This window comes from Pseudomonas sp. GW822-FHT02E03, from assembly GCF_058802325.1.
Genome location: NZ_JBXAOA010000007.1, coordinates 16,042 through 41,234, shown reverse-complemented (window position 1 = coordinate 41,234; position 25,193 = coordinate 16,042). Strand labels below are relative to the sequence as shown.

Annotated in this window: 36 protein-coding genes; 1 reads left to right on the top strand and 35 read right to left on the bottom strand. The window is 55.4% G+C overall.

Going from position 1 to position 25,193, the window contains the following annotated elements:
* Window position 1: 1 nt before the first annotated feature.
* The gene (locus AC1RQB_RS07645; RefSeq protein ID WP_063342383.1) at window positions 2–1,399 is read right to left on the bottom strand and encodes an MFS transporter; all 1,398 of its coding nucleotides are present in this window, start codon (window positions 1,397–1,399) and stop codon (window positions 2–4) included.
* A 191-nt stretch (window positions 1,400–1,590) separates the two neighbouring features.
* On the opposite strand from AC1RQB_RS07645, the gene uvrA reads away from it, so the two are divergent.
* Entirely contained in the window at window positions 1,591–4,425 is a 2,835-nt protein-coding gene (uvrA, locus tag AC1RQB_RS07640) for an excinuclease ABC subunit UvrA (protein ID WP_063342382.1), read from the top strand.
* A 63-nt stretch (window positions 4,426–4,488) separates the two neighbouring features.
* On the opposite strand, the gene bfr is transcribed toward uvrA, so the two are convergent.
* The 34 genes from bfr to rpsL all read right to left on the bottom strand — a co-directional run bounded on the left by bfr (window position 4,489) and on the right by rpsL (window position 24,980).
* Entirely contained in the window at window positions 4,489–4,953 is a 465-nt protein-coding gene (bfr, locus tag AC1RQB_RS07635) for a bacterioferritin (RefSeq protein ID WP_007896795.1), read from the bottom strand.
* A 155-nt stretch (window positions 4,954–5,108) separates the two neighbouring features.
* Entirely contained in the window at window positions 5,109–6,557 is a 1,449-nt protein-coding gene (locus tag AC1RQB_RS07630) for a catalase (protein WP_008073886.1), read from the bottom strand.
* A gap of 239 nt (window positions 6,558–6,796) precedes the next feature.
* Window positions 6,797–7,183, bottom strand: a complete 387-nt coding sequence (rplQ, locus tag AC1RQB_RS07625) for a 50S ribosomal protein L17 (protein ID WP_007896790.1) — start codon at window positions 7,181–7,183, stop codon at window positions 6,797–6,799.
* A 42-nt stretch (window positions 7,184–7,225) separates the two neighbouring features.
* Window positions 7,226–8,227, bottom strand: a complete 1,002-nt coding sequence (locus tag AC1RQB_RS07620) for a DNA-directed RNA polymerase subunit alpha (protein ID WP_003186012.1) — start codon at window positions 8,225–8,227, stop codon at window positions 7,226–7,228.
* A 22-nt stretch (window positions 8,228–8,249) separates the two neighbouring features.
* Window positions 8,250–8,870, bottom strand: a complete 621-nt coding sequence (rpsD, locus tag AC1RQB_RS07615) for a 30S ribosomal protein S4 (RefSeq protein ID WP_003176404.1) — start codon at window positions 8,868–8,870, stop codon at window positions 8,250–8,252.
* Between the two features lie 18 nt (window positions 8,871–8,888).
* Window positions 8,889–9,278, bottom strand: coding sequence for a 30S ribosomal protein S11 (gene rpsK / locus AC1RQB_RS07610; RefSeq protein ID WP_002555466.1), 390 nt, complete (start codon window positions 9,276–9,278; stop codon window positions 8,889–8,891).
* Window positions 9,279–9,308: 30 nt separating this feature from the next.
* Window positions 9,309–9,665 (bottom strand): 30S ribosomal protein S13, encoded by a 357-nt coding sequence (gene rpsM / locus AC1RQB_RS07605; protein WP_003186020.1) that lies wholly within the window; start codon window positions 9,663–9,665, stop codon window positions 9,309–9,311.
* 130 nt (window positions 9,666–9,795) lie between these two features.
* Window positions 9,796–9,912 (bottom strand): 50S ribosomal protein L36, encoded by a 117-nt coding sequence (gene rpmJ / locus AC1RQB_RS07600; RefSeq protein ID WP_002555468.1) that lies wholly within the window; start codon window positions 9,910–9,912, stop codon window positions 9,796–9,798.
* A gap of 27 nt (window positions 9,913–9,939) precedes the next feature.
* Window positions 9,940–11,268 carry a preprotein translocase subunit SecY gene (secY, locus tag AC1RQB_RS07595; protein ID WP_008073883.1) on the bottom strand — a complete coding sequence of 443 codons (1,329 nt, stop codon included), beginning with the start codon at window positions 11,266–11,268 and terminating at the stop codon, window positions 9,940–9,942.
* Window positions 11,269–11,706, bottom strand: coding sequence for a 50S ribosomal protein L15 (gene rplO, locus AC1RQB_RS07590; protein ID WP_007896782.1), 438 nt, complete (start codon window positions 11,704–11,706; stop codon window positions 11,269–11,271).
* Between the two features lie 3 nt (window positions 11,707–11,709).
* Entirely contained in the window at window positions 11,710–11,886 is a 177-nt protein-coding gene (gene rpmD, locus AC1RQB_RS07585; protein ID WP_003186033.1) for a 50S ribosomal protein L30, read from the bottom strand.
* Window positions 11,887–11,888: 2 nt separating this feature from the next.
* Window positions 11,889–12,389, bottom strand: a complete 501-nt coding sequence (gene rpsE, locus AC1RQB_RS07580) for a 30S ribosomal protein S5 (RefSeq protein ID WP_003186035.1) — start codon at window positions 12,387–12,389, stop codon at window positions 11,889–11,891.
* Between the two features lie 3 nt (window positions 12,390–12,392).
* Window positions 12,393–12,743 (bottom strand): 50S ribosomal protein L18, encoded by a 351-nt coding sequence (rplR, locus tag AC1RQB_RS07575; RefSeq protein WP_003186037.1) that lies wholly within the window; start codon window positions 12,741–12,743, stop codon window positions 12,393–12,395.
* A gap of 10 nt (window positions 12,744–12,753) precedes the next feature.
* Window positions 12,754–13,287: a 50S ribosomal protein L6 gene (gene rplF / locus AC1RQB_RS07570; protein ID WP_003176412.1), complete on the bottom strand. Its 534-nt coding sequence runs from the start codon at window positions 13,285–13,287 to the stop codon at window positions 12,754–12,756.
* A gap of 12 nt (window positions 13,288–13,299) precedes the next feature.
* A complete protein-coding gene (gene rpsH / locus AC1RQB_RS07565) occupies window positions 13,300–13,692 on the bottom strand; it encodes a 30S ribosomal protein S8 (RefSeq protein WP_003186040.1) in 393 nt (130 codons plus the stop codon).
* A 210-nt stretch (window positions 13,693–13,902) separates the two neighbouring features.
* The gene (gene rpsN, locus AC1RQB_RS07560; RefSeq protein WP_003176414.1) at window positions 13,903–14,208 is read right to left on the bottom strand and encodes a 30S ribosomal protein S14; all 306 of its coding nucleotides are present in this window, start codon (window positions 14,206–14,208) and stop codon (window positions 13,903–13,905) included.
* Window positions 14,209–14,221: 13 nt separating this feature from the next.
* Window positions 14,222–14,761, bottom strand: coding sequence for a 50S ribosomal protein L5 (rplE, locus tag AC1RQB_RS07555; protein WP_003176415.1), 540 nt, complete (start codon window positions 14,759–14,761; stop codon window positions 14,222–14,224).
* A 20-nt stretch (window positions 14,762–14,781) separates the two neighbouring features.
* Window positions 14,782–15,096 (bottom strand): 50S ribosomal protein L24, encoded by a 315-nt coding sequence (gene rplX, locus AC1RQB_RS07550; protein WP_003176416.1) that lies wholly within the window; start codon window positions 15,094–15,096, stop codon window positions 14,782–14,784.
* Window positions 15,097–15,107: 11 nt separating this feature from the next.
* Window positions 15,108–15,476 carry a 50S ribosomal protein L14 gene (gene rplN / locus AC1RQB_RS07545; protein ID WP_002555479.1) on the bottom strand — a complete coding sequence of 123 codons (369 nt, stop codon included), beginning with the start codon at window positions 15,474–15,476 and terminating at the stop codon, window positions 15,108–15,110.
* A 23-nt stretch (window positions 15,477–15,499) separates the two neighbouring features.
* The gene (gene rpsQ, locus AC1RQB_RS07540) at window positions 15,500–15,766 is read right to left on the bottom strand and encodes a 30S ribosomal protein S17 (protein WP_003176419.1); all 267 of its coding nucleotides are present in this window, start codon (window positions 15,764–15,766) and stop codon (window positions 15,500–15,502) included.
* A 2-nt stretch (window positions 15,767–15,768) separates the two neighbouring features.
* On the bottom strand, window positions 15,769–15,960 hold the full coding sequence (gene rpmC, locus AC1RQB_RS07535) for a 50S ribosomal protein L29 (RefSeq protein ID WP_008030901.1): 192 nt from the start codon (window positions 15,958–15,960) through the stop codon (window positions 15,769–15,771).
* Window positions 15,960–16,373: a 50S ribosomal protein L16 gene (gene rplP, locus AC1RQB_RS07530; RefSeq protein WP_007896757.1), complete on the bottom strand. Its 414-nt coding sequence runs from the start codon at window positions 16,371–16,373 to the stop codon at window positions 15,960–15,962. The genes rpmC and rplP overlap by 1 nt, the downstream gene beginning before the upstream one ends.
* A gap of 12 nt (window positions 16,374–16,385) precedes the next feature.
* Window positions 16,386–17,072: a 30S ribosomal protein S3 gene (rpsC, locus tag AC1RQB_RS07525; RefSeq protein WP_003176422.1), complete on the bottom strand. Its 687-nt coding sequence runs from the start codon at window positions 17,070–17,072 to the stop codon at window positions 16,386–16,388.
* Between the two features lie 13 nt (window positions 17,073–17,085).
* Window positions 17,086–17,418 (bottom strand): 50S ribosomal protein L22, encoded by a 333-nt coding sequence (gene rplV, locus AC1RQB_RS07520; RefSeq protein ID WP_003103908.1) that lies wholly within the window; start codon window positions 17,416–17,418, stop codon window positions 17,086–17,088.
* Window positions 17,419–17,431: 13 nt separating this feature from the next.
* Window positions 17,432–17,707 carry a 30S ribosomal protein S19 gene (gene rpsS, locus AC1RQB_RS07515; RefSeq protein WP_002555486.1) on the bottom strand — a complete coding sequence of 92 codons (276 nt, stop codon included), beginning with the start codon at window positions 17,705–17,707 and terminating at the stop codon, window positions 17,432–17,434.
* A gap of 16 nt (window positions 17,708–17,723) precedes the next feature.
* Complete coding sequence (gene rplB, locus AC1RQB_RS07510) at window positions 17,724–18,548, bottom strand: 50S ribosomal protein L2 (RefSeq protein ID WP_003176423.1); 825 nt, start codon at window positions 18,546–18,548, stop codon at window positions 17,724–17,726.
* A gap of 14 nt (window positions 18,549–18,562) precedes the next feature.
* Complete coding sequence (gene rplW, locus AC1RQB_RS07505) at window positions 18,563–18,862, bottom strand: 50S ribosomal protein L23 (protein ID WP_002555488.1); 300 nt, start codon at window positions 18,860–18,862, stop codon at window positions 18,563–18,565.
* Window positions 18,859–19,461 (bottom strand): 50S ribosomal protein L4, encoded by a 603-nt coding sequence (rplD, locus tag AC1RQB_RS07500; protein ID WP_007896707.1) that lies wholly within the window; start codon window positions 19,459–19,461, stop codon window positions 18,859–18,861. The genes rplW and rplD overlap by 4 nt, the downstream gene beginning before the upstream one ends.
* 12 nt (window positions 19,462–19,473) lie before the next feature.
* Window positions 19,474–20,109 carry a 50S ribosomal protein L3 gene (gene rplC / locus AC1RQB_RS07495; RefSeq protein WP_003186059.1) on the bottom strand — a complete coding sequence of 212 codons (636 nt, stop codon included), beginning with the start codon at window positions 20,107–20,109 and terminating at the stop codon, window positions 19,474–19,476.
* Between the two features lie 80 nt (window positions 20,110–20,189).
* Window positions 20,190–20,501 (bottom strand): 30S ribosomal protein S10, encoded by a 312-nt coding sequence (gene rpsJ, locus AC1RQB_RS07490; RefSeq protein ID WP_003186070.1) that lies wholly within the window; start codon window positions 20,499–20,501, stop codon window positions 20,190–20,192.
* A gap of 157 nt (window positions 20,502–20,658) precedes the next feature.
* Window positions 20,659–21,852 (bottom strand): elongation factor Tu, encoded by a 1,194-nt coding sequence (tuf, locus tag AC1RQB_RS07485; protein ID WP_007896660.1) that lies wholly within the window; start codon window positions 21,850–21,852, stop codon window positions 20,659–20,661.
* Window positions 21,853–21,883: 31 nt separating this feature from the next.
* Entirely contained in the window at window positions 21,884–23,989 is a 2,106-nt protein-coding gene (gene fusA / locus AC1RQB_RS07480) for an elongation factor G (protein ID WP_007896659.1), read from the bottom strand.
* A 30-nt stretch (window positions 23,990–24,019) separates the two neighbouring features.
* Entirely contained in the window at window positions 24,020–24,490 is a 471-nt protein-coding gene (gene rpsG / locus AC1RQB_RS07475; RefSeq protein ID WP_002555493.1) for a 30S ribosomal protein S7, read from the bottom strand.
* Between the two features lie 118 nt (window positions 24,491–24,608).
* Window positions 24,609–24,980, bottom strand: coding sequence for a 30S ribosomal protein S12 (gene rpsL / locus AC1RQB_RS07470; protein ID WP_002555494.1), 372 nt, complete (start codon window positions 24,978–24,980; stop codon window positions 24,609–24,611).
* Window positions 24,981–25,193 lie beyond the last annotated feature (213 nt).

Sequence of the window (25,193 nt, the reverse complement as noted above, 5' to 3'; positions counted from 1 at the left end):
CCTAGGCTACGCACGCTGCCCCGGCCGGGTTGTTCACCAGGCGCTCAAGGGTGGTGCGATCCAATAGTTCTGTGTCCAATTTGATGTAAATCGCCGCTTCATCTTCGACGATCACTGCATCTGTTACCCCTACGACGGCCTTCAGGCGCTCGACCAGACCCGCTTCGCGGATCGCCTCGGGCGACAACGGCAAGCGCAGGCTCGTGACGTAAGGTGGTTCGCGCATGGTAACAGCAAAGGCCAGCCAGAGGGCAGCCAGGCCAGCGCATCCGAGGAATACAACCGACAAACCGCCGTGCTGGAACATCCAGCCGCCGAGGATCCCGCCCAGTGCCGAACCGAGGAACTGACTGGTGGAATAAACCCCCATCGCTGTGCCCTTGCCGCCTGCCGGTGAAACCTTGCTGATCAGCGATGGCAAGGAGGCTTCCAGCAGATTGAACGCGGTGAAGAACACCACCGTACCAATCACCAGCGCCCGCAAGCTGTCGCCGAACTGCCAGAAGAATAGCTCAGTGAGCATCAGCGTCACGACGGCACCGAGCAAAACTCGTTTCATTTTGCGTCGCTTCTCGCCGTAGATAATGAACGGGATCATGGCAAAGAAGGAAATCAACAACGCGGTCAGGTACACCCACCAGTGCTGCTCTTTGGGCAGCCCGGCTTTTTCGACCAGGGCCAGGGGCAATGCAACGAAGCTCGACATCAACATCGCATGCAACACAAAAATACCCAGGTCCAGGCGCAGCAGGTCCGGATGCTTGAGTGTCGGTATCAGCGCCTGGCGCGCAACGCCGGACTCGCGGTGCTGCAACGGCCCGGTTGCACGCGGCACCATGAACATCACGATGACGATGCCGACCAGCGCCATGCCACCGGTGGCGAAGAACAACCCGGACAGACCGAAGACACGGGTCAGCAACGGGCCTACAACCATGGCGACAGCGAACGACAGACCAATCGTCATGCCGATCATGGCCATGGCTTTGGTCCGATGCTGTTCCCGGGTCAGGTCTGACAGCAACGCCATCACCGCCGCGGAAATCGCCCCTGCGCCCTGCAGGATGCGTCCGGCGATGACGCCCCAGATCGAATCGGCATTGGCCGCCAGCACGCTGCCCAGGGCGAAGACGATCAGCCCCAGGTAAATCACCGGCCGGCGACCGATGCGGTCGGAAATGAAGCCGAAAGGAATCTGAAAGATCGCCTGGGTCAGGCCATAAGCGCCAATCGCCAACCCGATGAGGGCCGGGGTCGCTCCCGCCAGGTCCATCCCATAGGTCGCCAGAACCGGCAACACCATGAACATGCCAAGCATACGGAAGGCGAACACCAGGGCCAGACCGCTTGCTGCGCGGGTCTCACTGCCACTCATGCGTTCGCTGTGGGGATCGTGCATGGAAAAACCTCATGTGAACCGGCGGCGATTCTACCAGTCCCATCGATTGACGGGGTATATCGCGACGCTATGACGCGCACAGATGACACAGTCTTCATGCAAGGCTACGCGCCCCTCATTTGATAGTGTGCATCCATCCAGTATTTGGCCGTATACTCCTACGTTTTCGACGCCCGCCGAGCGAGGCCACTTTGGACAAGATCCTGATTCGTGGGGCCCGAACCCACAACCTGAAGAACATCGACCTGACCCTGCCACGGGACAAACTGATCGTCATCACCGGCTTGTCCGGATCCGGCAAGTCGTCCCTGGCCTTCGACACGCTGTACGCCGAAGGCCAGCGCCGTTATGTCGAATCGCTGTCGGCTTACGCCCGGCAATTCCTGTCGATGATGGAAAAACCTGACGTCGACACCATTGAAGGTCTGTCGCCAGCGATCTCCATCGAACAGAAGTCGACCTCGCACAACCCGCGCTCGACGGTTGGCACCATTACCGAAATCTACGACTACCTGCGCCTGCTCTACGCTCGCGTCGGCATTCCGCGCTGCCCAGACCACGACATTCCGCTGGAAGCCCAGACCGTCAGCCAGATGGTCGACCTGGTGCTGGCACAACCGGAGGGCAGCAAACTGATGCTGCTGGCCCCGGTGATCCGTGAGCGCAAAGGCGAACATCTTTCGGTCTTCGAAGAACTGCGCGCCCAGGGTTTTGTACGAGCCCGGGTCAACGGCAGATTGTGCGAGCTGGACGAGCTGCCGAAGCTGGATAAACAGAAGAAGCATTCGATCGACGTCGTGGTCGACCGCTTCAAGGTCCGCGTTGATCTGCAACAACGCCTGGCCGAATCGTTCGAGACCGCGCTGAAACTGGCGGACGGTATCGCTCTTGTGGCGCCAATGGATGACGAGCCCGGCGAAGAAATCATCTTCTCCGCGCGCTTTGCCTGCCCGATCTGCGGCCACGCCATCAGCGAGCTGGAACCCAAGCTGTTTTCCTTCAACAACCCGGCCGGCGCCTGCCCGACCTGCGATGGCCTGGGGGTTAAACAGTTCTTCGATACCAAACGATTGGTGAACGGTGAACTGACCCTGGCCGAAGGTGCGATCCGCGGCTGGGACCGGCGCAACGTCTATTACTTCCAGATGCTCGGCTCGCTGGCCTCGCACTACAAGTTCAGCCTTGAAGTGCCGTTCAACGACCTGCCGGCCGATCAGCAGAAATTCATCCTGCACGGCAGCGGCTCGCAGAATGTCGACTTCAAGTACCTGAACGACCGTGGCGATATCGTCAAACGCTCGCACCCGTTCGAAGGCATCGTGCCAAACCTGGAACGCCGCTACCGCGAAACCGAATCGGCTTCGGTCCGTGAAGAACTGGCCAAATTCCTCAGCACCCAGCCCTGCCCCGATTGCCGTGGCACCCGTCTGCGTCGCGAGGCGCGGCACGTGTGGGTTGGCGAGAAGACCTTGCCGGCTGTAACCAATCTGCCAATTGGCGACGCGTGTGAATATTTCGGCGTACTGAAACTGACCGGCCGCCGTGGCGAAATTGCCGACAAGATTCTCAAGGAAATTCGCGAGCGTTTGCAGTTCCTGGTCAACGTTGGCCTGGACTATCTGTCACTGGATCGCAGTGCCGACACGCTGTCCGGCGGTGAGGCCCAGCGTATCCGCCTGGCCAGTCAGATTGGCGCCGGCCTGGTGGGGGTTCTGTACATCCTCGATGAACCGTCAATTGGCCTGCACCAGCGGGACAACGACCGGCTGCTGGGCACCCTCAAGCACCTGCGGGACATCGGCAACACGGTGATCGTGGTCGAGCACGACGAAGACGCGATTCGTCTGGCCGACTATGTGGTGGATATCGGCCCGGGCGCGGGTGTACACGGTGGGCATATCGTCGCCGAAGGTACGCCGGCCGAGGTCATGGCTCACCCTGACTCGCTGACCGGCAAGTACTTGTCGGGGCGAGTGAAGATCGCAGTGCCAGCCAAACGCACGCCGCGTAACAAGAAGTTGTCGCTGGCCCTCAAGGGCGCTCGCGGCAACAATTTGCGCAATGTCGATCTGGAGATTCCCATCGGCCTGTTGACCTGCGTGACGGGTGTTTCCGGTTCGGGCAAGTCAACGCTGATCAACAACACTCTGTTTCCTTTGAGCGCTACCGCACTCAATGGGGCAACGACCCTGGAAGCGGCTGCTCACGACAGCATTAAAGGCCTGGAACATCTGGACAAGGTTGTGGACATCGACCAGAGCCCGATCGGTCGCACACCGCGCTCCAACCCCGCGACCTATACCGGGCTGTTCACGCCGATTCGCGAGTTGTTCGCCGGCGTGCCGGAATCGCGCTCCCGCGGTTACGGGCCGGGGCGTTTCTCCTTCAACGTGAAGGGCGGACGCTGCGAAGCTTGTCAGGGCGATGGCCTGATCAAGGTAGAAATGCACTTCCTCCCGGACATCTATGTACCGTGCGACGTCTGCAAGAGCAAGCGCTACAACCGCGAAACGCTGGAGATCAAGTACAAGGGCAAGAGCATCCACGAAACCCTCGAGATGACCATCGAGGAAGCCCGAGTGTTCTTCGACGCGGTTCCAGCCTTGGCGCGCAAGCTTCAGACGCTGATGGACGTAGGTCTTTCGTACATCAAGCTGGGGCAATCGGCGACGACGCTGTCCGGCGGTGAAGCCCAGCGGGTGAAACTGTCTCGCGAGCTGTCCAAGCGTGATACTGGCAAGACGCTTTATATTCTCGATGAACCGACTACCGGCCTGCACTTTGCGGATATCCAGCAACTGCTCGACGTACTGCATCGTCTGCGCGACCACGGTAATACCGTGGTGGTGATCGAGCACAACCTGGACGTGATCAAGACCGCCGACTGGTTGGTGGACCTGGGGCCGGAAGGTGGTTCCAAGGGTGGGCAGATCATTGCCGTCGGTACGCCAGAGGAAGTGTCGGAGATGAAGCAGTCCCACACTGGCTTCTATCTCAAGCCACTGCTGGAGCGTGATCGGGCCTGAATCCGGCTCCAAAAAAAGCCCCTGTCACTTTCTCAGTGACAGGGGCTTTTTGTATCGGTGCAATCAGGCGTGGGATTGCAGGTAGTTCTCGAGACCGATCAACTTGATCAGACCCATCTGCTTTTCAAGCCAGTAGGTGTGGTCTTCTTCGGTGTCATGCAATTGAACCCGCAGCATCTCGCGGCTGACATAGTCCTTGTGCTGCTCGCAGAGTTCAATGCCCTTGCAGAGCGCGGCGCGGACTTTGTATTCCAGGCGCAGGTCAGCGGCGAGCATGTCCGGCACAGTGGTGCCAACATCAAGGTCGTCCGGACGCATGCGAGGCGTGCCTTCGAGCATCAGAATACGACGCATCAGGGCATCAGCGTGCCCGGCTTCTTCTTCCATCTCGTGGTTGATACGTTCGTAGAGCTTGGTGAAACCCCAGTCCTCATACATCCGCGAATGGACGAAATATTGATCACGGGCTGCCAGTTCGCCTGTCAGCAACGTGTTGAGGTAATCGATTACGTCTGGGTGACCTTGCATCGCCCTACATCTCCCTGCTTGAAAGTCTGTAGTTTGAACCAACCTGACCGGAAGGTCACTCGCCCGACGCTATAAAAGCGAAGATATTCTGAGAAAAGCAGTTTAAATAACGCAAAAACCGCCCAAATGAGGGCGGTTCTGCTTATCGTTTAGACTTAGTTAAGCTGTACGTTGAGTGCCTTTGCGATTGCTTCTCCATACGCCGGGTCGGCCTTGAAGAAATGCTGCAATTGGCGATCAACCACATCGCTGGAAACACCAGCCATTGCGCCGGCAATGTTGTTGATCAGCAGCGTTTTCTGCTCATCGCTCATCAGGCGGAACAACGCACCAGCGTGGCTGTAGTAGTCGGTATCTTCGCGATGATCGTAACGATCAGCCGCGCCACTCAAGGCCAAGGCAGGTTCCGCATAGCGCGGTGCCTGTTTTGGTGATTCCACATAGCTGTTCGGCTCGTAGTTCGGGGCTGCACCACCATTGCTGCCAAAGGCCATCGAACCGTCGCGCTGATAAGTATTAACCGGGCTGCGAGGTGCATTCACCGGCAGTTGCTGGTGGTTGGTTCCCACGCGGTAGCGGTGGGCATCAGCGTACGCGAACACACGACCTTGCAGCATGCGGTCAGGCGATAAACCAACACCCGGCACCATGTTGCTCGGACCGAACGCCGCCTGCTCGACTTCAGCGAAGTAATTCAACGGATTACGGTTGAGCTCCAACTCACCCACTTCGATCAGCGGAAACTCTTTCTGCGACCAGGTTTTGGTCACGTCAAACGGGTTTTCGTAATGAGCCGCGGCTTGAGCCTCAGTCATGACTTGTATGTTGACGCTCCATTTCGGGAAGTCACCGCGCTCAATGGCGCCGAACAGGTCGCGCTGTGCGTAATCTGGGTCAGTACCGGCCAGACGTGCCGCTTCTGCAGGAGTGAGGTTCTTGATCCCTTGCCTGGTTTTGTAGTGCCACTTCACCCAGTGACGCTCGCCATTGGCGTTGATCAGGCTGTAGGTGTGGCTGCCGAAGCCATGCATGTGGCGATAGCCGTCTGGGATGCCACGGTCCGAGAACAGGATAGTGACCTGGTGCAACGCCTCAGGCGAATGCGACCAGAAATCCCACATCGCCTGCGCACTTTTCAGGTTGCTTTGCGGCAAGCGCTTTTGGGTGTGGATAAAGTCAGGGAATTTCAGCGGGTCGCGAATGAAGAACACTGGCGTGTTGTTACCAACGATGTCCCAGTTGCCTTCTTCTGTGTAGAACTTCAGGGCGAAACCGCGCGGATCACGCTCGGTGTCAGCCGAACCACGCTCGCCACCTACGGTGGAGAATCGCAAGAATGTCGGGGTTTGTTTGCCGACGGACTCAAACAGCTTGGCGCTGGTGTATTCGGTGATGTCGCGAGTCACGGTGAACGTACCGTAAGCCCCCGAACCTTTGGCGTGTACACGACGCTCAGGGATGTTTTCACGGTTGAAATGAGCAAGCTTCTCGATCAGGTGGAAATCGTCGAGCAGCAAAGGGCCACGAGGGCCGGCGGAGCGGGAATTCTGGTTGTCGGCGACAGGAGCGCCACTGGCGGTCGTAAGCGTTTTGTTTTGGCTCATGCGATCTCATCCTCTGTCAGTTTTGGAACTGCCGGCTAATCGGCGTGGGAGGGAGTATTGACCATCAATCATGACACCTACAAATTCATTAATTTGCAGACATCAATAGAAAAATACTACCAACAATCCCACTCATATACTGAAGGCATGAACCGCAAAGAAGCTTGTACAAACAGCGCGTTTCTTACACGCACAAAAAACCGGGCACTAGGCCCGGTTCTTTGTTTCAGACTGACGTCTTACTCAGCGGATACAGCTTCACCGCCGACAGGACGATCAACCAACTCGACGTACGCCATAGGCGCGTTGTCGCCAGTGCGGAAGCCGCACTTGAGGATGCGCAGGTAGCCACCCTCACGGGTAGCGTAACGCTTGCCCAGGTCGTTGAAGAGCTTACCAACGATAGCTTTCGAACGAGTACGGTCGAAAGCCAGACGGCGGTTAGCCAGACTGTCTGTCTTGGCCAAAGTGATCAGCGGCTCAGCAACGCGACGCAGTTCTTTGGCTTTTGGCAGTGTAGTTTTGATCAGCTCGTGCTCGAACAGCGACACCGCCATGTTTTGAAACATGGCCTTGCGGTGCGAGCTGGTGCGGCTCAGGTGACGACCACTTTTACGATGACGCATGGTTCATTCCTTACCAAACACAACGTTCGGTGATTACGACGATCAGGCAGTCGCCTTGTCGTCCTTCTTAAGACTTGCAGGCGGCCAGTTGTCGAGGCGCATGCCGAGGGACAGACCGCGGGAGGCCAGAACGTCCTTGATTTCGGTCAAGGATTTCTTGCCAAGGTTCGGAGTCTTCAACAGCTCTACTTCGGTGCGCTGAATCAGGTCACCGATGTAGTAGATGTTTTCCGCCTTAAGGCAGTTAGCCGAACGTACAGTCAGTTCCAGATCGTCAACCGGGCGAAGCAGGATCGGATCGATCTCGTCTTCCTGCTCGACAACCACTGGCTCACTGTCACCTTTGAGATCGACGAACGCAGCCAACTGCTGTTGCAGGATGGTTGCAGCACGGCGGATAGCCTCTTCAGGATCCAGGGTACCGTTGGTTTCCAGATCAATAACCAGCTTGTCCAGGTTAGTACGCTGTTCGACACGGGCGTTTTCCACCACGTAAGCGATACGGCGAACCGGGCTGAACGAAGAGTCAAGCTGCAAGCGACCAATGCTGCGGCTTTCGTCTTCATCGCTCTGACGCGAGTCTGCCGGTTCATAACCACGACCACGAGCTACGGTGAGCTTCATGTTCAGGGCGCCGTTAGACGCCAGGTTAGCGATTACGTGATCGGGGTTAACGATCTCGACATCATGATCCAGCTGAATATCGGCAGCGGTAACCACCCCCGAACCCTTCTTCGACAAGGTCAGCGTAACTTCGTCTCGACCGTGCAGCTTGATAGCCAGACCTTTAAGGTTCAACAGGATTTCAATTACGTCTTCCTGTACACCTTCGATGGCGCTGTACTCATGGAGCACACCGTCAATCTCGGCCTCGACTACTGCACAGCCGGGCATTGAGGACAACAGGATGCGGCGCAGCGCGTTGCCCAGGGTGTGGCCAAAACCACGCTCGAGAGGCTCGAGAGTGATCTTGGCGCGGGTTGGACTGACAACCTGCACATCAATATGGCGGGGTGTCAGGAACTCATTTACCGAAATCTGCATGGATGCACCTATTTTCTAGCCCTTACTTGGAGTAGAGCTCGACAATCAGGCTTTCGTTGATGTCGGCGGACAGATCACTGCGAGCTGGAACGTTCTTGAAAACGCCCGACTTCTTCTCAGTGTCTACTTCTACCCATTCTACGCGGCCACGTTGGGCACACAGATCGAGAGCTTGGACAATGCGAAGTTGGTTCTTTGCTTTCTCGCGAACTGCGACCACGTCACCAGCACGAACCTGGTAAGACGGAACGTTTACGGTCTGACCGTTAACGCTGATCGACTTGTGCGATACCAGCTGACGGGATTCGGCACGAGTAGAGCCAAAACCCATACGGTATACAACGTTGTCCAGACGGCATTCGAGCAGCTGCAACAGGTTTTCGCCAGTTGCGCCTTTCTTGCCAGCAGCTTCTTTGTAGTAGCCGCTGAATTGACGCTCGAGAACGCCGTAGATACGACGGACCTTCTGCTTTTCACGCAGTTGGGTGCCGTAATCGGACTGGCGACCGCGGCGTTGGCCGTGGATACCAGGTGCTGCTTCGATGTTGCACTTCGATTCGATCGCGCGCACGCCGCTCTTCAGAAAGAGATCGGTGCCTTCGCGACGAGCGAGTTTGCATTTTGGACCAATGTAACGAGCCATTCTTTACAATCTCCTGGATTACACGCGGCGCTTCTTCGGCGGACGGCACCCGTTGTGCGGGATTGGCGTCACGTCGGTGATGCTGGCGATCTTGTAGCCACAGCCGTTCAAAGCGCGGACTGCGGATTCACGACCTGGGCCTGGACCTTTGACGTTAACGTCGAGGTTTTTCAGGCCGTATTCCAGCGCAGCTTGACCAGCACGTTCAGCAGCTACTTGAGCAGCGAACGGGGTGGACTTGCGGGAACCGCGGAAACCCGAACCACCGGAGGTAGCCCAGGAAAGAGCGTTGCCTTGACGGTCGGTGATGGTCACGATTGTGTTGTTAAAAGAAGCATGGATGTGGGCGATGCCATCAACCACTGTCTTTTTAACTTTTTTACGAGGACGAGCAGCAGGTTTAGCCATGATTAATTTCCTGTCGATTCGCTGGGGCGATTACTTGCGGATCGGCTTACGCGGACCTTTACGGGTACGCGCGTTAGTCTTCGTACGCTGACCGCGCACTGGAAGACCACGACGATGACGCAGACCGCGATAGCAACCGAGGTCCATCAAACGCTTGATTTTCATGTTGATTTCGCGACGCAGGTCACCTTCAGTGGTGAACTTCGCCACTTCGCCACGCAGCTGTTCAATCTGCTCGTCGCTCAGATCTTTGATCTTTGCGGCTGGGTTTACCCCAGTCACTGCACAAATTTTCTGTGCAGTAGTGCGACCAACACCATAGATGTAGGTCAGCGAGATAACAGTATGCTTGTTATCTGGAATGTTAACGCCTGCAATACGGGCCATTCAGTGGGACTCCAATTGACAGCTACCTACGCCCCGGAAGCCAAGAAATAGGGCGCGAGATAATATCGCTGTAATAACAAATAATCAACCCGGCAGCGCACTAGCTGCCGGGCTTGAAGCACAATCACACTCAGCCTTGGCGCTGTTTGTGACGCGGTTCCGCGCTGCAAATTACTCGAACAACACCTTCGCGGCGAATAATCTTGCAGTTACGGCACAGCTTTTTCACCGATGCACGAACTTTCATCACCAACTCCTCGAACCTTATGGGTACTCAGCGCAACATGCCGCTGCCGTAACCCTTCAGGTTGGCTTTCTTCATCAGGGATTCGTACTGGTGCGAAACGAGGTGCGATTGTACTTGGGACATGAAGTCCATCACAACCACGACGACGATCAGCAACGAGGTCCCGCCAAGGTAGAACGGAACGTTTGCCGCAACCACCAGGAACTGGGGCAACAGACACACGGCCGTCATATATAGAGCACCGAACAGGGTCAAACGAGTCAGAACGCCATCAATGTAGCGCGCAGACTGCTCTCCTGGACGGATGCCCGGAATAAAGGCACCGGACTTCTTCAGGTTTTCCGCTACGTCTTTCGGATTGAACATCAACGCCGTATAGAAGAAGCAGAAGAAAATAATCCCTGCACTAAACAGCAGAATATTCAACGGCTGACCAGGAGCGATCGACTGCGAGATGTCCTGCAGCCAGCCCATACCTTCAGACTGACCAAACCAGGTACCCAACGAAGCCGGGAACAGCAAAATGCTGCTCGCGAAAATGGCCGGAATAACACCGGCCATGTTCACCTTCAACGGCAAGTGGCTAGTCTGCGCAGCAAAGACCTTGCGGCCCTGCTGGCGCTTGGCGTAATGAACAGCAATACGACGCTGACCACGCTCAATGAACACCACGAAACCGATAATCGCTACTGCCAGCAAACCGATGGCAACCAGGGCAAAAATGTTGATATCACCCTGACGCGCAGACTCGAAAGACTGCCCGATCGCTCTCGGAAGACCGGCGACGATACCTGCGAAAATCAACATCGAGATACCGTTGCCAACACCACGCTCAGTAATCTGCTCACCCAGCCACATCATGAACATCGCACCAGCCACAAAAGTGGATACCGCGACGAAATGGAAGCCAAAGTCACCAGTGAACGAAACGCCCTGCCCCGCCAGACCAATGGACATGCCAATTGCCTGAACGAGAGCGAGAACGACAGTGCCGTAGCGGGTGTACTGAGCGATCTTGCGACGCCCAGCTTCACCTTCCTTCTTCAACTGCTCCAGCTGCGGGCTGACGGCGGTCATCAGCTGCATGATGATCGATGCCGAAATGTACGGCATGATCCCCAGTGCAAAGATGCTCATCCGCTCCAGCGCGCCGCCGGAAAACATGTTGAACAAGCTAAGAATGGTCCCCTCATTCTGTCGAAACAGGTCCGCGAGTCGGTCCGGGTTGATACCTGGAACCGGGATGTGTGCGCCTATTCGGTAGACGATAATCGCCAAGAATAGAAAACGCAGACGAGCCCAGAGTTCAGACATACCGCCTTTGCCGAGCGCAGAGAGAGCACCTTGCTTAGCCATTTATTCCTCGAACTTGCCGCCAGCTGCTTCGATAGCCGCACGCGCACCTTTGGTGGCGCCGATTCCCTTTCCGATGGTGACAGCGCGAGTAACTTCGCCGGACAGCATGATTTTCACACGCTGAACGTTGACGTTGATCACGTTGGCATCTTTCAGGGACTGCACGGTGACGATGTCGCCTTCCACTTTAGCCAGCTCGGACAAACGCACTTCTGCGCGATCCATGGCTTTCAGGGAAACGAAACCGAACTTCGGCAGGCGACGATGCAGCGGCTGTTGACCGCCTTCAAAGCCTGGAGCAATGGTGCCACCGGAGCGGGAGGACTGACCTTTGTGGCCACGGCCACCGGTCTTACCCAAACCACTACCGATACCACGGCCCGGACGATGCTTTTCGCGACGGGAACCCGGCGCTGGACTCAGATCATTGAGTTTCATCGATTAACCCTCGACACGCAGCATGTAGTAAGCCTTGTTGATCATCCCGCGATTCTCGGGAGTATCAAGCACTTCTACAGTGTGACCGATGCGACGCAGACCCAGACCCTTAACGCACAGTTTGTGGTTAGGGATGCGGCCGGTCATGCTTTTGATCAGCGTAACTTTAACGGTAGCCATGATCAGAAGATCTCCTTGACGCTTTTGCCACGCTTGGCGGCAATGGATTCAGGAGACTGCATAGCTTTCAAACCTTTGAAAGTGGCGTGAACCACGTTTACCGGGTTAGTCGAGCCGTAGCACTTGGCCAGAACGTTCTGAACGCCAGCAACTTCGAGAACAGCACGCATAGCGCCGCCAGCGATGATACCGGTACCTTCAGAAGCAGGCTGCATGTACACCTTCGAAGCGCCATGGGCGGACTTCATTGCGTACTGCAGAGTGGTGCCGTTCAGATCAACTTGGATCATGTTGCGGCGAGCAGCTTCCATTGCCTTCTGGATCGCAGCAGGCACTTCACGCGACTTGCCACGGCCGAAGCCAACACGCCCTTTACCATCACCAACCACGGTCAACGCGGTGAAAGTGAAGATACGGCCGCCTTTAACGGTTTTGGCTACGCGGTTAACTTGAACCAGCTTCTCGATGTAGCCTTCGTCGCGCTTTTGGTCGTTATTTGACATAACTTAGAACTCCAGCCCAGCTTCACGAGCAGCATCAGCCAGCGCCTTGACGCGACCGTGGTACTTGAAGCCAGAGCGGTCGAAAGCCACCTGCGAGACGCCAGCGGCTTTAGCACGCGTAGCGACCAGCTGGCCAACCTTAGTGGCCGCGTCGATGTTGCCAGTGGCGCCATCACGCAGTTCTTTATCCAAAGTCGAGGCACTTGCCAGGACTTTGTTGCCGTCGGCCGAAATGACCTGGGCGTAGATGTGCTGCGACGAGCGGAACACGCAGAGACGCACGACTTCGAGTTCGTGCATTTTCAGGCGTGCTTTGCGAGCGCGACGCAGTCGAGTAACTTTTTTGTCGGTCATTTGCTATGCCCTACTTCTTCTTGGCTTCTTTACGACGGACGACTTCGTCCGCGTAGCGCACACCTTTGCCTTTGTACGGCTCTGGTGGACGGAAGTCGCGGATCTCGGCGGCCACTTGACCTACCAGCTGCTTATCGATGCCCTTGATCAGGATATCGGTCTGGCTAGGAGTCTCAGCGGTGATGCCTTCCGGCAGTTCATAATCCACTGGGTGCGAGAAGCCAAGAGCCAGGTTCAGCACTGTGCCTTTTGCTTGCGCTTTGTAACCAACACCGACCAGCTGGAGCTTGCGCTCGAAGCCTTGGCTTACGCCTTGGACCATGTTGTTAACCAACGCACGAGTGGTACCAGCCATTGCGCGAGTCTGTTGATCGCCATTGCGAGCAGCAAAACGCAGCTCACCAGCTTCTTCAACAATCTCAACGGACGAATGGATGTTCAGTTCGAGAGTACCCTTGGCACCCTTCACCGAAAGCTGTTGGCCTGCGAATTTGACTTCGACACCGGCTGGCAGCTTAACGGGGTTCTTAGCGACGCGTGACATGCTTATCCCCCCTTAGAACACAGTGCAAAGAACTTCGCCGCCGACACCGGCAGCGCGCGCAGCACGATCCGTCATCACACCTTTGTTGGTGGAGACGATAGACACACCGAGACCGCCACGAACTTTTGGCAGATCATCGACGGACTTGTACTGACGCAGGCCTGGACGGCTAACGCGCTTCACTTCTTCGATGACCGGACGGCCTTCGAAGTACTTCAGCTCGATGGACAGCAGTGGTTTGATTTCGCTGCTGATCTGATAACCCGCAATGTAACCTTCGTCCTTCAGGACTTTGGCAACAGCTACCTTCAAAGTAGAAGATGGCATGCTTACGACGGACTTTTCAGCCATCTGGGCATTACGGATTCGAGTTAGCATGTCCGCTAACGGGTCCTGCATACTCATGGGCTAGACGCTCCTAATACACAAAAAATTAGCCTTGCGGCTACTACGTGTCGCCGAGTACATCCGCGCGAAAAAAGCACGGGCTCAGGCGAGCCGGGTATTCTAGACACACCCCACAAATGAATCAAGCCCCAATAGGGGCTTGATTCAAGTTCAAGGTCACCGATGGTCAGGATCTTGCGATCCCGAGCACCGAGACTTTGACAGTGCTTACCAGCTGGCTTTAACCAGACCAGGTACGTCACCACGCATAGCAGCTTCACGCAGTTTGTTACGGCCGAGGCCGAACTTGCGGTAAACGCCGTGTGGACGACCGGTCAGGCGGCAGCGGTTACGCATGCGCGAGGCGCTTGCGTCACGTGGCTGCTTCTGCAGAGCTACTGTAGCTTCCCAGCGTGCTTCTGGACTTGCGTTCAGATCAACGATGATAGCTTTCAGTGCTGCACGCTTTTTGGCGTACTTGGCAACCGTGAGCTGACGCTTCAGCTCGCGGTTTTTCATGCTCATCTTGGCCATTTTCCTACTCCAATCAGTTGCGGAACGGGAATTTGAAAGCGCGCAGCAGAGCGCGACCTTCATCATCGTTCTTGGCAGTGGTGGTCAGGGTAATGTCCAGACCGCGGAGAGCATCGATCTTGTCGTAGTCGATTTCCGGGAAGATGATCTGCTCTTTAACGCCCATGCTGTAGTTACCACGACCATCGAAGGACTTGGCATTCAGGCCGCGGAAGTCGCGAACCCGAGGCAGGGAGATCGACAGCAGACGATCCAGGAATTCATACATACGCTCACGGCGCAGAGTCACTTTGACGCCGATCGGCCAACCTTCACGGACTTTAAAGCCAGCGATGGATTTCCGAGCGTAAGTCACAACGACTTTCTGACCGGTGATCTTTTCCAGGTCAGCAACAGCGTGCTCGATGACTTTCTTGTCACCGACTGCTTCGCCCAGACCCATGTTCAGGGTGATTTTGGTAACGCGTGGAACTTCCATCACGTTCGAAAGCTTAAGTTCTTCCTTAAGCTTCGGTGCGATTTCCTTCCAGTAAATCTCTTTTAGTCGTGCCATGGTCTTCTACCTAGCAGTGTTCAAGCATCAACCGCTTTTTGGGTCGACTTGAAGACACGAATTTTCTTGCCGTCTTCTACTTTGAAACCAACGCGATCAGCCTTGTTGGTTTCGCCGTTGAAAATGGCGACGTTAGAAGCGTCCAGTGGAGCTTCTTTTTCGACGATACCGCCTTGTACGCCCGACATCGGGTTAGGCTTGGTATGACGCTTAACCAGGTTCAGACCACCAATAACCAGACGGTTATTAGCGAGAACCTTAAGCACCTTACCGCGCTTACCTTTGTCTTTGCCGGCGATCACGATGATCTCGTCGTCACGACGAATCTTTTGCATGTCGGATCTCCTTACAGCACTTCTGGGGCGAGCGAGACGATCTTCATGAACTTCTCAGTACGAAGTTCACGGGTCACTGGCCCAAAGATACGGGTGCCGATCGGCTCTTGCTTGTTGTTCAGAAGAACAGCAGCGTTGCCATCAAAGCGGATAATGGAGCCATCAGCACGACGTACGCCGTGACGAGTGCGGACTACAACAGCAGTCATCACTTGGCCTTTTTTCACTTTACCGCGAGGAATTGCTTCCTTCACGGTAACTTTGATGATGTCACCGATACCAGCGTAACGACGATGGGAGCCACCCAGCACCTTGATGCACATAACACGGCGAGCGCCAGAGTTATCGGCCACATCGAGCATGGATTGAGTCTGAATCATATAATTTCTCCGACCCCTAGTCCTTAGACTTCCACAGCGCGTTCGAGAACATCAACCAGCGCCCAAGACTTGGTCTTGGCCAAAGGACGAGTTTCACGAATAGTGACTTTGTCGCCGATGTGGCACTGATTGGTTTCGTCGTGCGCGTGCAGCTTAGTCGAACGCTTAACGTATTTACCGTAGATCGGGTGCTTAACGCGACGCTCGATCAGAACGGTGATGGTCTTGTCCATTTTGTCGCTGACAACACGGCCAGTCAGCGTACGGACGGTTTTTTCGGCTTCAGCCATGATTACTTACCTGCCTGCTGTTTGAGCACAGTCTTCACGCGAGCGATGTCACGCTTAACTTGCCGGAGCAGGTGAGACTGCCCCAACTGGCCAGTTGCTTTCTGCATCCGCAGATTGAACTGGTCGCGCAGCAGGCCGAGCAGTTGCTCGTTAAGCTGCGGCGCGTCTTTTTCACGAAGTTCATTCGCTTTCATCACATCACCGTCCGTTTAACAAAAGCGGTGGCGAGCGGCAGCTTTGCAGCAGCCAGGGCAAAAGCCTCACGCGCCAGCTCTTCAGAAACGCCCTCGATTTCATACAGGACTTTGCCTGGCTGAATCTGGGCAACCCAGTACTCCACACTACCCTTACCTTTACCCATCCGAACTTCGAGTGGCTTTTTGGAAATAGGCTTGTCCGGGAATACACGGATCCAGATCTTGCCGCCACGTTTAACGTGACGGGTCAGTGCACGACGCGCTGACTCAATCTGACGAGCGGTGAGACGACCACGAGCTACAGACTTCAGCGCGAACTCGCCGAAGCTGACTTTGCTACCGCGCTGAGCCAGACCACGGTTGTGGCCTGTCATCTGCTTGCGGAACTTCGTACGCTTTGGTTGCAACATTTGGCGTACCCCTTACTTAGCAGCTTTTTTACGAGGCGCTGGTGCTTGTGGTTTCAGTTCTTCTTGGCGACCACCAATTACTTCGCCTTTGAAGATCCAAACCTTTACACCGATCACACCGTAAGTGGTGTGAGCTTCGTAGTTGGCATAGTCGATGTCGGCACGCAGGGTGTGCAGTGGCACACGACCTTCGCGATACCATTCAGTACGTGCGATTTCAGCACCGCCGAGACGACCGCTCACTTGGATTTTGATGCCTTTGGCACCAATGCGCATGGCGTTCTGAACAGCGCGCTTCATAGCGCGACGGAACATTACGCGACGCTCCAGCTGCTGAGCTACGCTCTGCGCAACCAGCATACCGTCGAGCTCCGGCTTACGGATCTCTTCGATATTGATGTGCACAGGCACACCCATTTGCTTGGTCAGGTCCTGACGCAGTTTCTCAACATCTTCACCTTTCTTCCCGATAACGATACCTGGACGAGCGGTGTGGATGGTGATACGTGCAGTCTGAGCCGGACGATGGATATCGATACGGCTTACGGACGCGCTTTTTAGTTTGTCTTGGAGATACTCACGCACCTTCAGATCAGCGAACAAATAGTCCGCATAAGTCCGACCGTCTGCGTACCAGACGGAGGTGTGCTCCTTGACGATTCCCAGGCGAATGCCAATGGGATGTACTTTCTGACCCATCTCTTCGACTCCGTTACTTGTCAGCAACCTTGACAGTGATATGGCAAGACCGCTTGACGATGCGATCAGCACGGCCTTTGGCACGTGGCATGATTCGCTTCAGCGAACGCCCTTCGTTGACGAAAACGGTGCTGACCTTCAGGTCATCAACGTCTGCGCCTTCGTTATGCTCGGCGTTGGCTACGGCCGACTCCAGCACTTTCTTCATGATCTCGGCGGCTTTCTTACTGCTGAAAGCCAACAGGTTGAGCGCTTCGCCCACCTTCTTCCCGCGGATCTGGTCGGCGACCAAGCGGGCTTTCTGGGCGGAGATTCGAGCGCCCGACAACTTAGCGGCTACTTCCATCGTTCCTTACCCCTTAACGCTTGGCTTTCTTGTCTGCCACGTGCCCACGATATGTGCGGGTACCGGCAAACTCGCCCAGTTTGTGGCCGACCATGTCTTCGTTCACGAGAACTGGAACATGTTGACGACCGTTATGCACAGCAATGGTCAGACCGACCATTTGTGGCAGGATCATGGAACGGCGCGACCAGGTCTTAACTGGTTTGCGATCGTTCTTTTCCGCCGCCACTTCGATCTTCTTCAGTAGGTGAAGATCAATAAAAGGACCTTTTTTCAGAGAACGTGGCACTGTCGTATCCCTCTATTTACTTGCGACGACGGACGATCATTTTGTCGGTACGCTTATTACCACGAGTCTTCGCGCCCTTAGTCGGGAAGCCCCATGGCGATACCGGATGACGACCACCAGAGGTACGACCTTCACCACCACCATGTGGGTGGTCAACCGGGTTCATGGCAACACCACGAACGGTTGGGCGAACGCCACGCCAGCGTTTGGCACCAGCTTTACCCAGCGAACGCAGGCTGTGCTCGGAGTTCGAGACTTCACCCAGGGTCGCGCGGCATTCAGCCAGCACTTTACGCATCTCACCAGAACGCAGACGCAGGGTCACGTAGACACCTTCACGAGCGATCAGCTGAGCCGAAGCACCAGCGGAACGAGCGATTTGCGCGCCTTTACCTGGCTTCAATTCGATGCCGTGTACGGTGCTACCAACTGGAATGTTACGCAGTTGCAGAGCATTGCCCGGCTTGATCGGCGCCAAAGCACCTGCGATCAGCTGGTCACCAGCACTCACGCCTTTAGGGGCGATGATGTAGCGACGCTCGCCATCTGCGTACAGCAGCAGAGCGATGTGAGCAGTACGGTTTGGATCGTATTCAATACGCTCGACAGTGGCAGAGATGCCATCTTTGTCGTTGCGACGGAAATCGACCAGACGATAATGCTGCTTATGGCCACCACCGATGTGACGAGTGGTAATACGACCATTGTTGTTACGACCACCAGTCTTCGATTTTTTCTCGAGCAGCGGTGCGTGAGGAGCGCCTTTATGCAGCTCCTGGTTGACCACCTTGACCACAAAACGGCGGCCAGGGGAAGTCGGTTTGCATTTAACGATTGCCATGATGCACCCCTTCCTTACTCAGCACTGCTGCTGAAATCGAGATCTTGGCCTGGCTGAAGGGAGATAACTGCCTTCTTCCAGTCATTACGCTTGCCCAGACCGCGAGCAGTGCGCTTGCTCTTACCCAGAACATTCAGGGTAGTAACACGCTCTACTTTCACGCTGAACAGGCTTTCGACGGCCTTCTTGATTTCCAGCTTGGTTGCGTCAGTTGCAACCTTGAAAACGAACTGGCCTTTCTTGTCAGCCAGAACCGTAGCCTTCTCGGAAACGTGCGGGCCAAGCAGAACTTTAAATACGCGTTCCTGGTTCATCCCAGCAGCTCCTCGAATTTCTTCACGGCCGACACGGTGATCAACACCTTGTCGTATGCGATCAGACTAACTGGATCGGAACCTTGCACGTCACGTACATCAACGTGTGGCAGGTTGCGAGCAGCCAGGTACAGGTTCTGATCAACCACTTCAGACACGATCAAGACGTCAGTCAGGCCCATGCCGGTCAGTTTGTTCAGCAGATCTTTGGTCTTCGGTGCATCAACAGCGAAGTCCTGAACCACAACCAGACGATCAGTACGCACCAGCTCAGCAAGGATGGAACGCATTGCTGCGCGATACATCTTCTTGTTCAGCTTCTGGGTGTGATCCTGAGGACGAGCTGCGAAAGTGGTACCGCCGCCACGCCAGATTGGGCTACGGATAGTACCGGCACGAGCACGGCCAGTACCTTTCTGACGCCATGGGCGCTTACCGCCACCACGAACGTCGGAACGGGTCTTTTGCTGCTTGCTACCTTGACGGCCGCCGGCCATGTAGGCCACGACTGCTTGGTGAACCAGCGTCTCGTTGAATTCGCCGCCAAATGTCAGTTCGGAAACTTCGATCGCTTGAGCGTCATTTACATTTAATTGCATGTCAGCTTCCCCTTAACCGCGAGCCTTGGCTGCTGGACGTACAACCAAGTTGCCGCCAGTAGCGCCAGGAACAGCGCCCTTGACCAACAACAGATTGCGTTCAGCGTCCACGCGCACTACTTCGAGGGACTGCACGGTCACGCGCTCAGCGCCCATATGACCGGACATTTTTTTGCCCTTGAATACACGACCAGGAGTCTGGCACTGGCCGATAGAGCCTGGAACGCGGTGGGACACGGAGTTACCGTGGGTATTATCTTGCCCGCGGAAGTTCCAACGCTTGATCGTACCCTGGAAGCCTTTACCTTTGGACTGACCGGTTACATCAACCAGTTGACCAGCAGCGAAGATTTCAGCGTTGATCAGATCGCCGGCCTGGTACTCGCCTTCTTCAAGGCGGAATTCCATTACGGTACGACCAGCGGCAACGTTCGCTTTAGCGAAGTGGCCAGCCTGAGCAGCTGTAACACGCGAAGCACGACGCTCGCCTACAGTGACTTGCACTGCACGATAGCCATCGGTCTCTTCAGTTTTGAACTGGGTGACGCGATTCGGCTCGATCTCAATGACCGTGACCGGAATGGAGACACCTTCTTCGGTGAAAATACGGGTCATACCGCATTTACGACCGACTACACCAATAGTCATGTTGTAAACCTCATGAGTGTACGGGGCTTTCACCCGCTATGGCCGCCCATTTCAGAGCGTTACACGACTAAGACCGAGTCTTAGCCGAGGCTGATCTGCACTTCCACACCGGCCGCAAGATCAAGCTTCATAAGTGCATCAACGGTTTTATCCGTTGGCTGGACGATGTCCAGAACGCGCTTATGAGTACGGATCTCGTACTGGTCACGCGCGTCTTTGTTGACGTGCGGGGAGACCAGAACGGTGAACCGCTCTTTACGGGTAGGCAGTGGAATTGGACCACGCACTTGAGCACCAGTACGTTTCGCGGTTTCCACGATTTCCTGGGTGGATTGGTCGATCAGGCGATGGTCAAAAGCCTTCAACCTGATACGGATTTGCTGATTTTGCATTGGATTTCAGACTCCGGCTGCTATTCCCACCGAGCGCAATACGCCCGTTAAAAGGAGGCGCAATTCTATAGACGCCCCATATAGGTGTCAACCCAATAAAAAAGCCCCCGCTAAGCGGGGGCTTTCTCAACTCATCGAAGCTTACTCAAAAAAGAGCTTACTCGATGATTTTTGCTACGACGCCAGCGCCGACGGTACGACCGCCTTCACGGATAGCGAAACGCAGACCATCTTCCATTGCGATGGTTTTGATCAGGGTGACAACCATTTTGATGTTGTCGCCTGGCATTACCATTTCAACGCCTTCCGGCAGTTCGCAGTTACCAGTCACGTCAGTAGTACGGAAGTAGAACTGTGGACGGTAGCCTTTGAAGAACGGAGTGTGACGACCGCCTTCTTCTTTGCTCAGAACGTAGACTTCGGCTTCGAACTTGGTGTGCGGCTTAACCGAACCTGGCTTAACCAGAACCTGGCCACGCTCAACGTCGTCACGCTTGGTACCACGCAGCAGAACGCCGCAGTTCTCGCCAGCACGACCTTCGTCGAGCAGCTTACGGAACATTTCAACACCGGTGCAGGTGGTGACGGTAGTGTCACGCAGACCAACGATTTCCAGTGGATCCTGAACCTTGACGATACCGCGCTCGATACGGCCAGTTACAACAGTACCGCGACCGGAGATCGAGAATACGTCTTCGATCGGCATCAGGAACGGCTTGTCGATAACACGGACTGGATCCGGAATGTAGCTGTCCAGAGTCTCAACCAGTTTACGAACGGCAGTGGTGCCCATTTCGTTGTCGTCTTGGCCGTTCAGAGCCATCAGAGCCGAACCGATGATGATCGGAGTGTCGTCACCTGGGAAGTCGTAAGTGCTCAGCAGATCGCGCACTTCCATCTCAACCAGTTCCAGCAGCTCAGCGTCGTCAACCATGTCAGCCTTGTTCAGGAAGACAACGATGTACGGAACGCCAACCTGACGGGACAGCAGGATGTGCTCACGGGTTTGTGGCATCGGACCATCAGCGGCCGAGCAAACCAGGATAGCGCCGTCCATCTGAGCAGCACCGGTGATCATGTTCTTCACATAGTCAGCGTGACCTGGGCAGTCAACGTGAGCGTAGTGACGGATCAGCGAGTTGTATTCAACGTGCGCAGTGTTGATGGTGATACCACGAGCCTTTTCTTCCGGAGCGCTGTCGATTTTGTCGAAAGCAACAACGGCCGAACCGAAAACTTCGGAGCAGACGCGAGTCAGAGCAGCGGTCAGCGTGGTTTTACCGTGGTCGACGTGACCGATGGTGCCAACGTTGACGTGCGGGAGGGTACGGTCAAATTTTTCTTTAGCCACGACAATTAACTCCTAGCCTAAAGGGGCTGAATCAGCCTTGTTTTTTGGTAACAGTTTCGACGATATGCGACGGAGCTGTATTGTATTTTTTGAATTCCATAGAGTAGCTTGCGCGACCTTGGGACATGGAACGGACGTCGGTCGCATAACCGAACATCTCACCCAACGGCACTTCGGCGCGAATCACTTTGCCGGAGACCGTGTCTTCCATACCCAGGATCATGCCGCGACGACGGTTAAGGTCGCCCATCACGTCACCCATATAGTCTTCAGGCGTAACAACCTCTACCGCCATGATCGGCTCAAGCAACTCACCACCGCCCTTCTGGGCCAGTTGCTTGGTTGCCATGGAAGCAGCCACCTTAAACGCCATCTCGTTGGAGTCGACGTCGTGGTAGGAACCATCAAACACGGTAGCCTTCAGGCCGATCAGCGGATAGCCGGCAACAACGCCGTTCTTCATCTGCTCTTCGATACCCTTCTGGATAGCCGGGATGTATTCCTTAGGAACCACACCACCCACTACTTCGTTCAGGAACTGCAGACCTTCCTGACCTTCGTCAGCAGGAGCAAAACGAATCCAGCAGTGACCGAACTGGCCACGACCACCGGACTGGCGAACGAACTTGCCTTCAATCTCGCAGCTCTTCGTGATGCGCTCACGGTACGAAACTTGAGGCTTACCGATGTTGGCTTCGACGTTGAACTCACGGCGCATCCGGTCAACCAGGATGTCCAGGTGCAACTCGCCCATGCCGGAGATGATCGTTTGACCAGTCTCTTCATCAGTCTTGACGCGGAAAGATGGATCTTCCTGAGCGAGCTTGCCCAGAGCGATACCCATTTTTTCCTGGTCGTCCTTGGTCTTAGGCTCTACGGCAACCGAAATAACCGGCTCCGGGAAGTCCATGCGAACCAGGATGATTGGCTTGTCAGCGTTGCACAAAGTTTCACCAGTGGTGACGTCCTTCATGCCGATCAAGGCCGCGATGTCACCAGCGCGTACTTCCTTGATTTCTTCACGGGCGTTTGCGTGCATTTGCACCATACGACCCACGCGCTCTTTCTTGCCTTTAACCGAGTTGATCACGCCGTCGCCGGAGGCCAACACGCCCGAGTAAACTCGAACAAAGGTCAAGGTACCCACGAATGGGTCGGTAGCGATCTTGAACGCCAGAGCCGAGAACGGCTCGCTGTCGTCTGCGTGACGCTCCATTTCCTTGGTCTCGTCATCCGGGTCAGTACCCTTGATGGCAGGAATGTCGGTAGGAGCAGGCAGGTAGTCGATCACGGCGTCGAGAACCAGGGGAACACCCTTGTTCTTGAAGGAAGAACCGCAAACAGCCAGAACGATCTCACCAGCGATTGTACGCTGACGCAGAGCGGCCTTGATTTCCGCGTTGGTGAGTTCTTCACCTTCGAGGTACTTGTTCATCAGCTCTTCGCTGGCTTCGGCCGCAGCCTCAACCATGTTGCCGCGCCACTCGTCAGCCAGCTCCTGCAGTTCAGCAGGGATAGGCTTGCGAACTGGAACCATGCCTTTGTCAGCGTCATTCCAGTAAACAGCTTCCATGGACATCAGATCGATCTGACCCTGGAAGTTGTCTTCGGAACCGATGGCCAACTGGATTGGCACCGGAGTGTGACCCAGACGCTGCTTGATCTGACCGATCACGCGCAGGAAGTTCGCACCAGCACGGTCCATCTTGTTTACGTAAACAAGACGTGGAACGCCGTATTTGTTGGCTTGACGCCATACGGTTTCCGACTGAGGCTCAACACCCGAGGTGCCGCAGAACACAACGACCGCGCCATCGAGAACACGAAGGGAACGCTCAACTTCAATAGTGAAGTCAACGTGGCCCGGGGTGTCGATGACGTTGAAGCGGTATTGGTCCTTGTGCTGCTTCTCGGAACCCTGCCAGAAGGCGGTGATTGCAGCAGAAGTAATGGTAATACCACGCTCCTGCTCCTGCACCATCCAGTCTGTGGTCGCGGCGCCGTCATGCACCTCGCCCATTTTGTGACTTTTGCCAGTGTAAAAAAGGACGCGCTCGGTGGTGGTGGTTTTACCAGCATCCACGTGAGCAACGATACCAATGTTACGGTAGCGGTTAATCGGTGTAGTACGAGCCATAAAGCCCTCGCAAAATTAGTGACGCTAAAATTAGAAGCGGTAGTGCGAGAAAGCCTTGTTGGCTTCAGCCATACGGTGCACGTCTTCACGCTTCTTAACTGCAGCACCTTTGCCTTCGGCAGCGTCCAACAGTTCGCCAGCCAAACGCAGAGCCATAGACTTCTCGCCGCGCTTACGGGCGAAGTCTACCAACCAGCGCATTGCCAGAGCGTTACGACGGGACGGACGAACTTCGACCGGAACCTGGTAAGTAGCACCGCCTACACGGCGCGACTTTACTTCGACCAGCGGAGCGATGGCGTCGAGAGCTTTCTCGAAGATTTCCAGGGGATCGCTGTTCTTGCGTTCTTTAACCTTTTCCAGCGCGCCATAAACGATACGCTCGGCAACGGCTTTCTTGCCGCTTTCCATAACGTGGTTCATGAACTTGGCCAGGATTTGGCTGCCGTATTTTGGATCGTCAAGCACTTCGCGCTTGGCTGCTACGCGTCTTCTTGGCATGGATAAGCCCTCAAACGGTCTTCAGGTTCGCTCGGAATCGGTGCCCTTTCGGGACGCCTCCGACCTTACTCTTATCGACTCAGAAAAATAGAAAATCAGTTTTTACAAAAAGCCACTACTACTTAGGCTTCTTGGTACCGTACTTCGAGCGACCCTGGTTACGACCTTTAACGCCGGAAGTATCCAAAGAACCGCGTACGGTGTGGTAACGAACACCTGGCAAGTCTTTTACACGACCGCCGCGGATCAGTACCACGCTGTGTTCTTGCAGGTTGTGGCCTTCACCGCCGATGTACGAGGAAACCTCGAAACCGTTGGTCAGACGCACACGGCATACTTTACGCAGTGCCGAGTTAGGTTTTTTCGGCGTGGTGGTATACACACGGGTGCATACGCCACGACGTTGCGGGCAGTTCTGCAGCGCAGGCACGTCGGATTTCTCGACGATACGCTTACGCGGCTGACGTACCAGCTGGTTGATAGTTGCCATCTACTAGCTCCACTGTTGTCTTGCGACGCTATTGTCTTGCAAGAAAAGCAAAATGGCAGGAACGAATTCCCGCCAAATTTAGGGGTACAAGAGTCTAAAGAGGATCTTGCCCCCAGTCAAGGCAAGGCCCCGACCTCCCCGCTCATCCAACCTCGACAAATTGTCTCGATTCGATGAACGGAATGGCCAGGGCCTTACGCTTATTTATCGCAG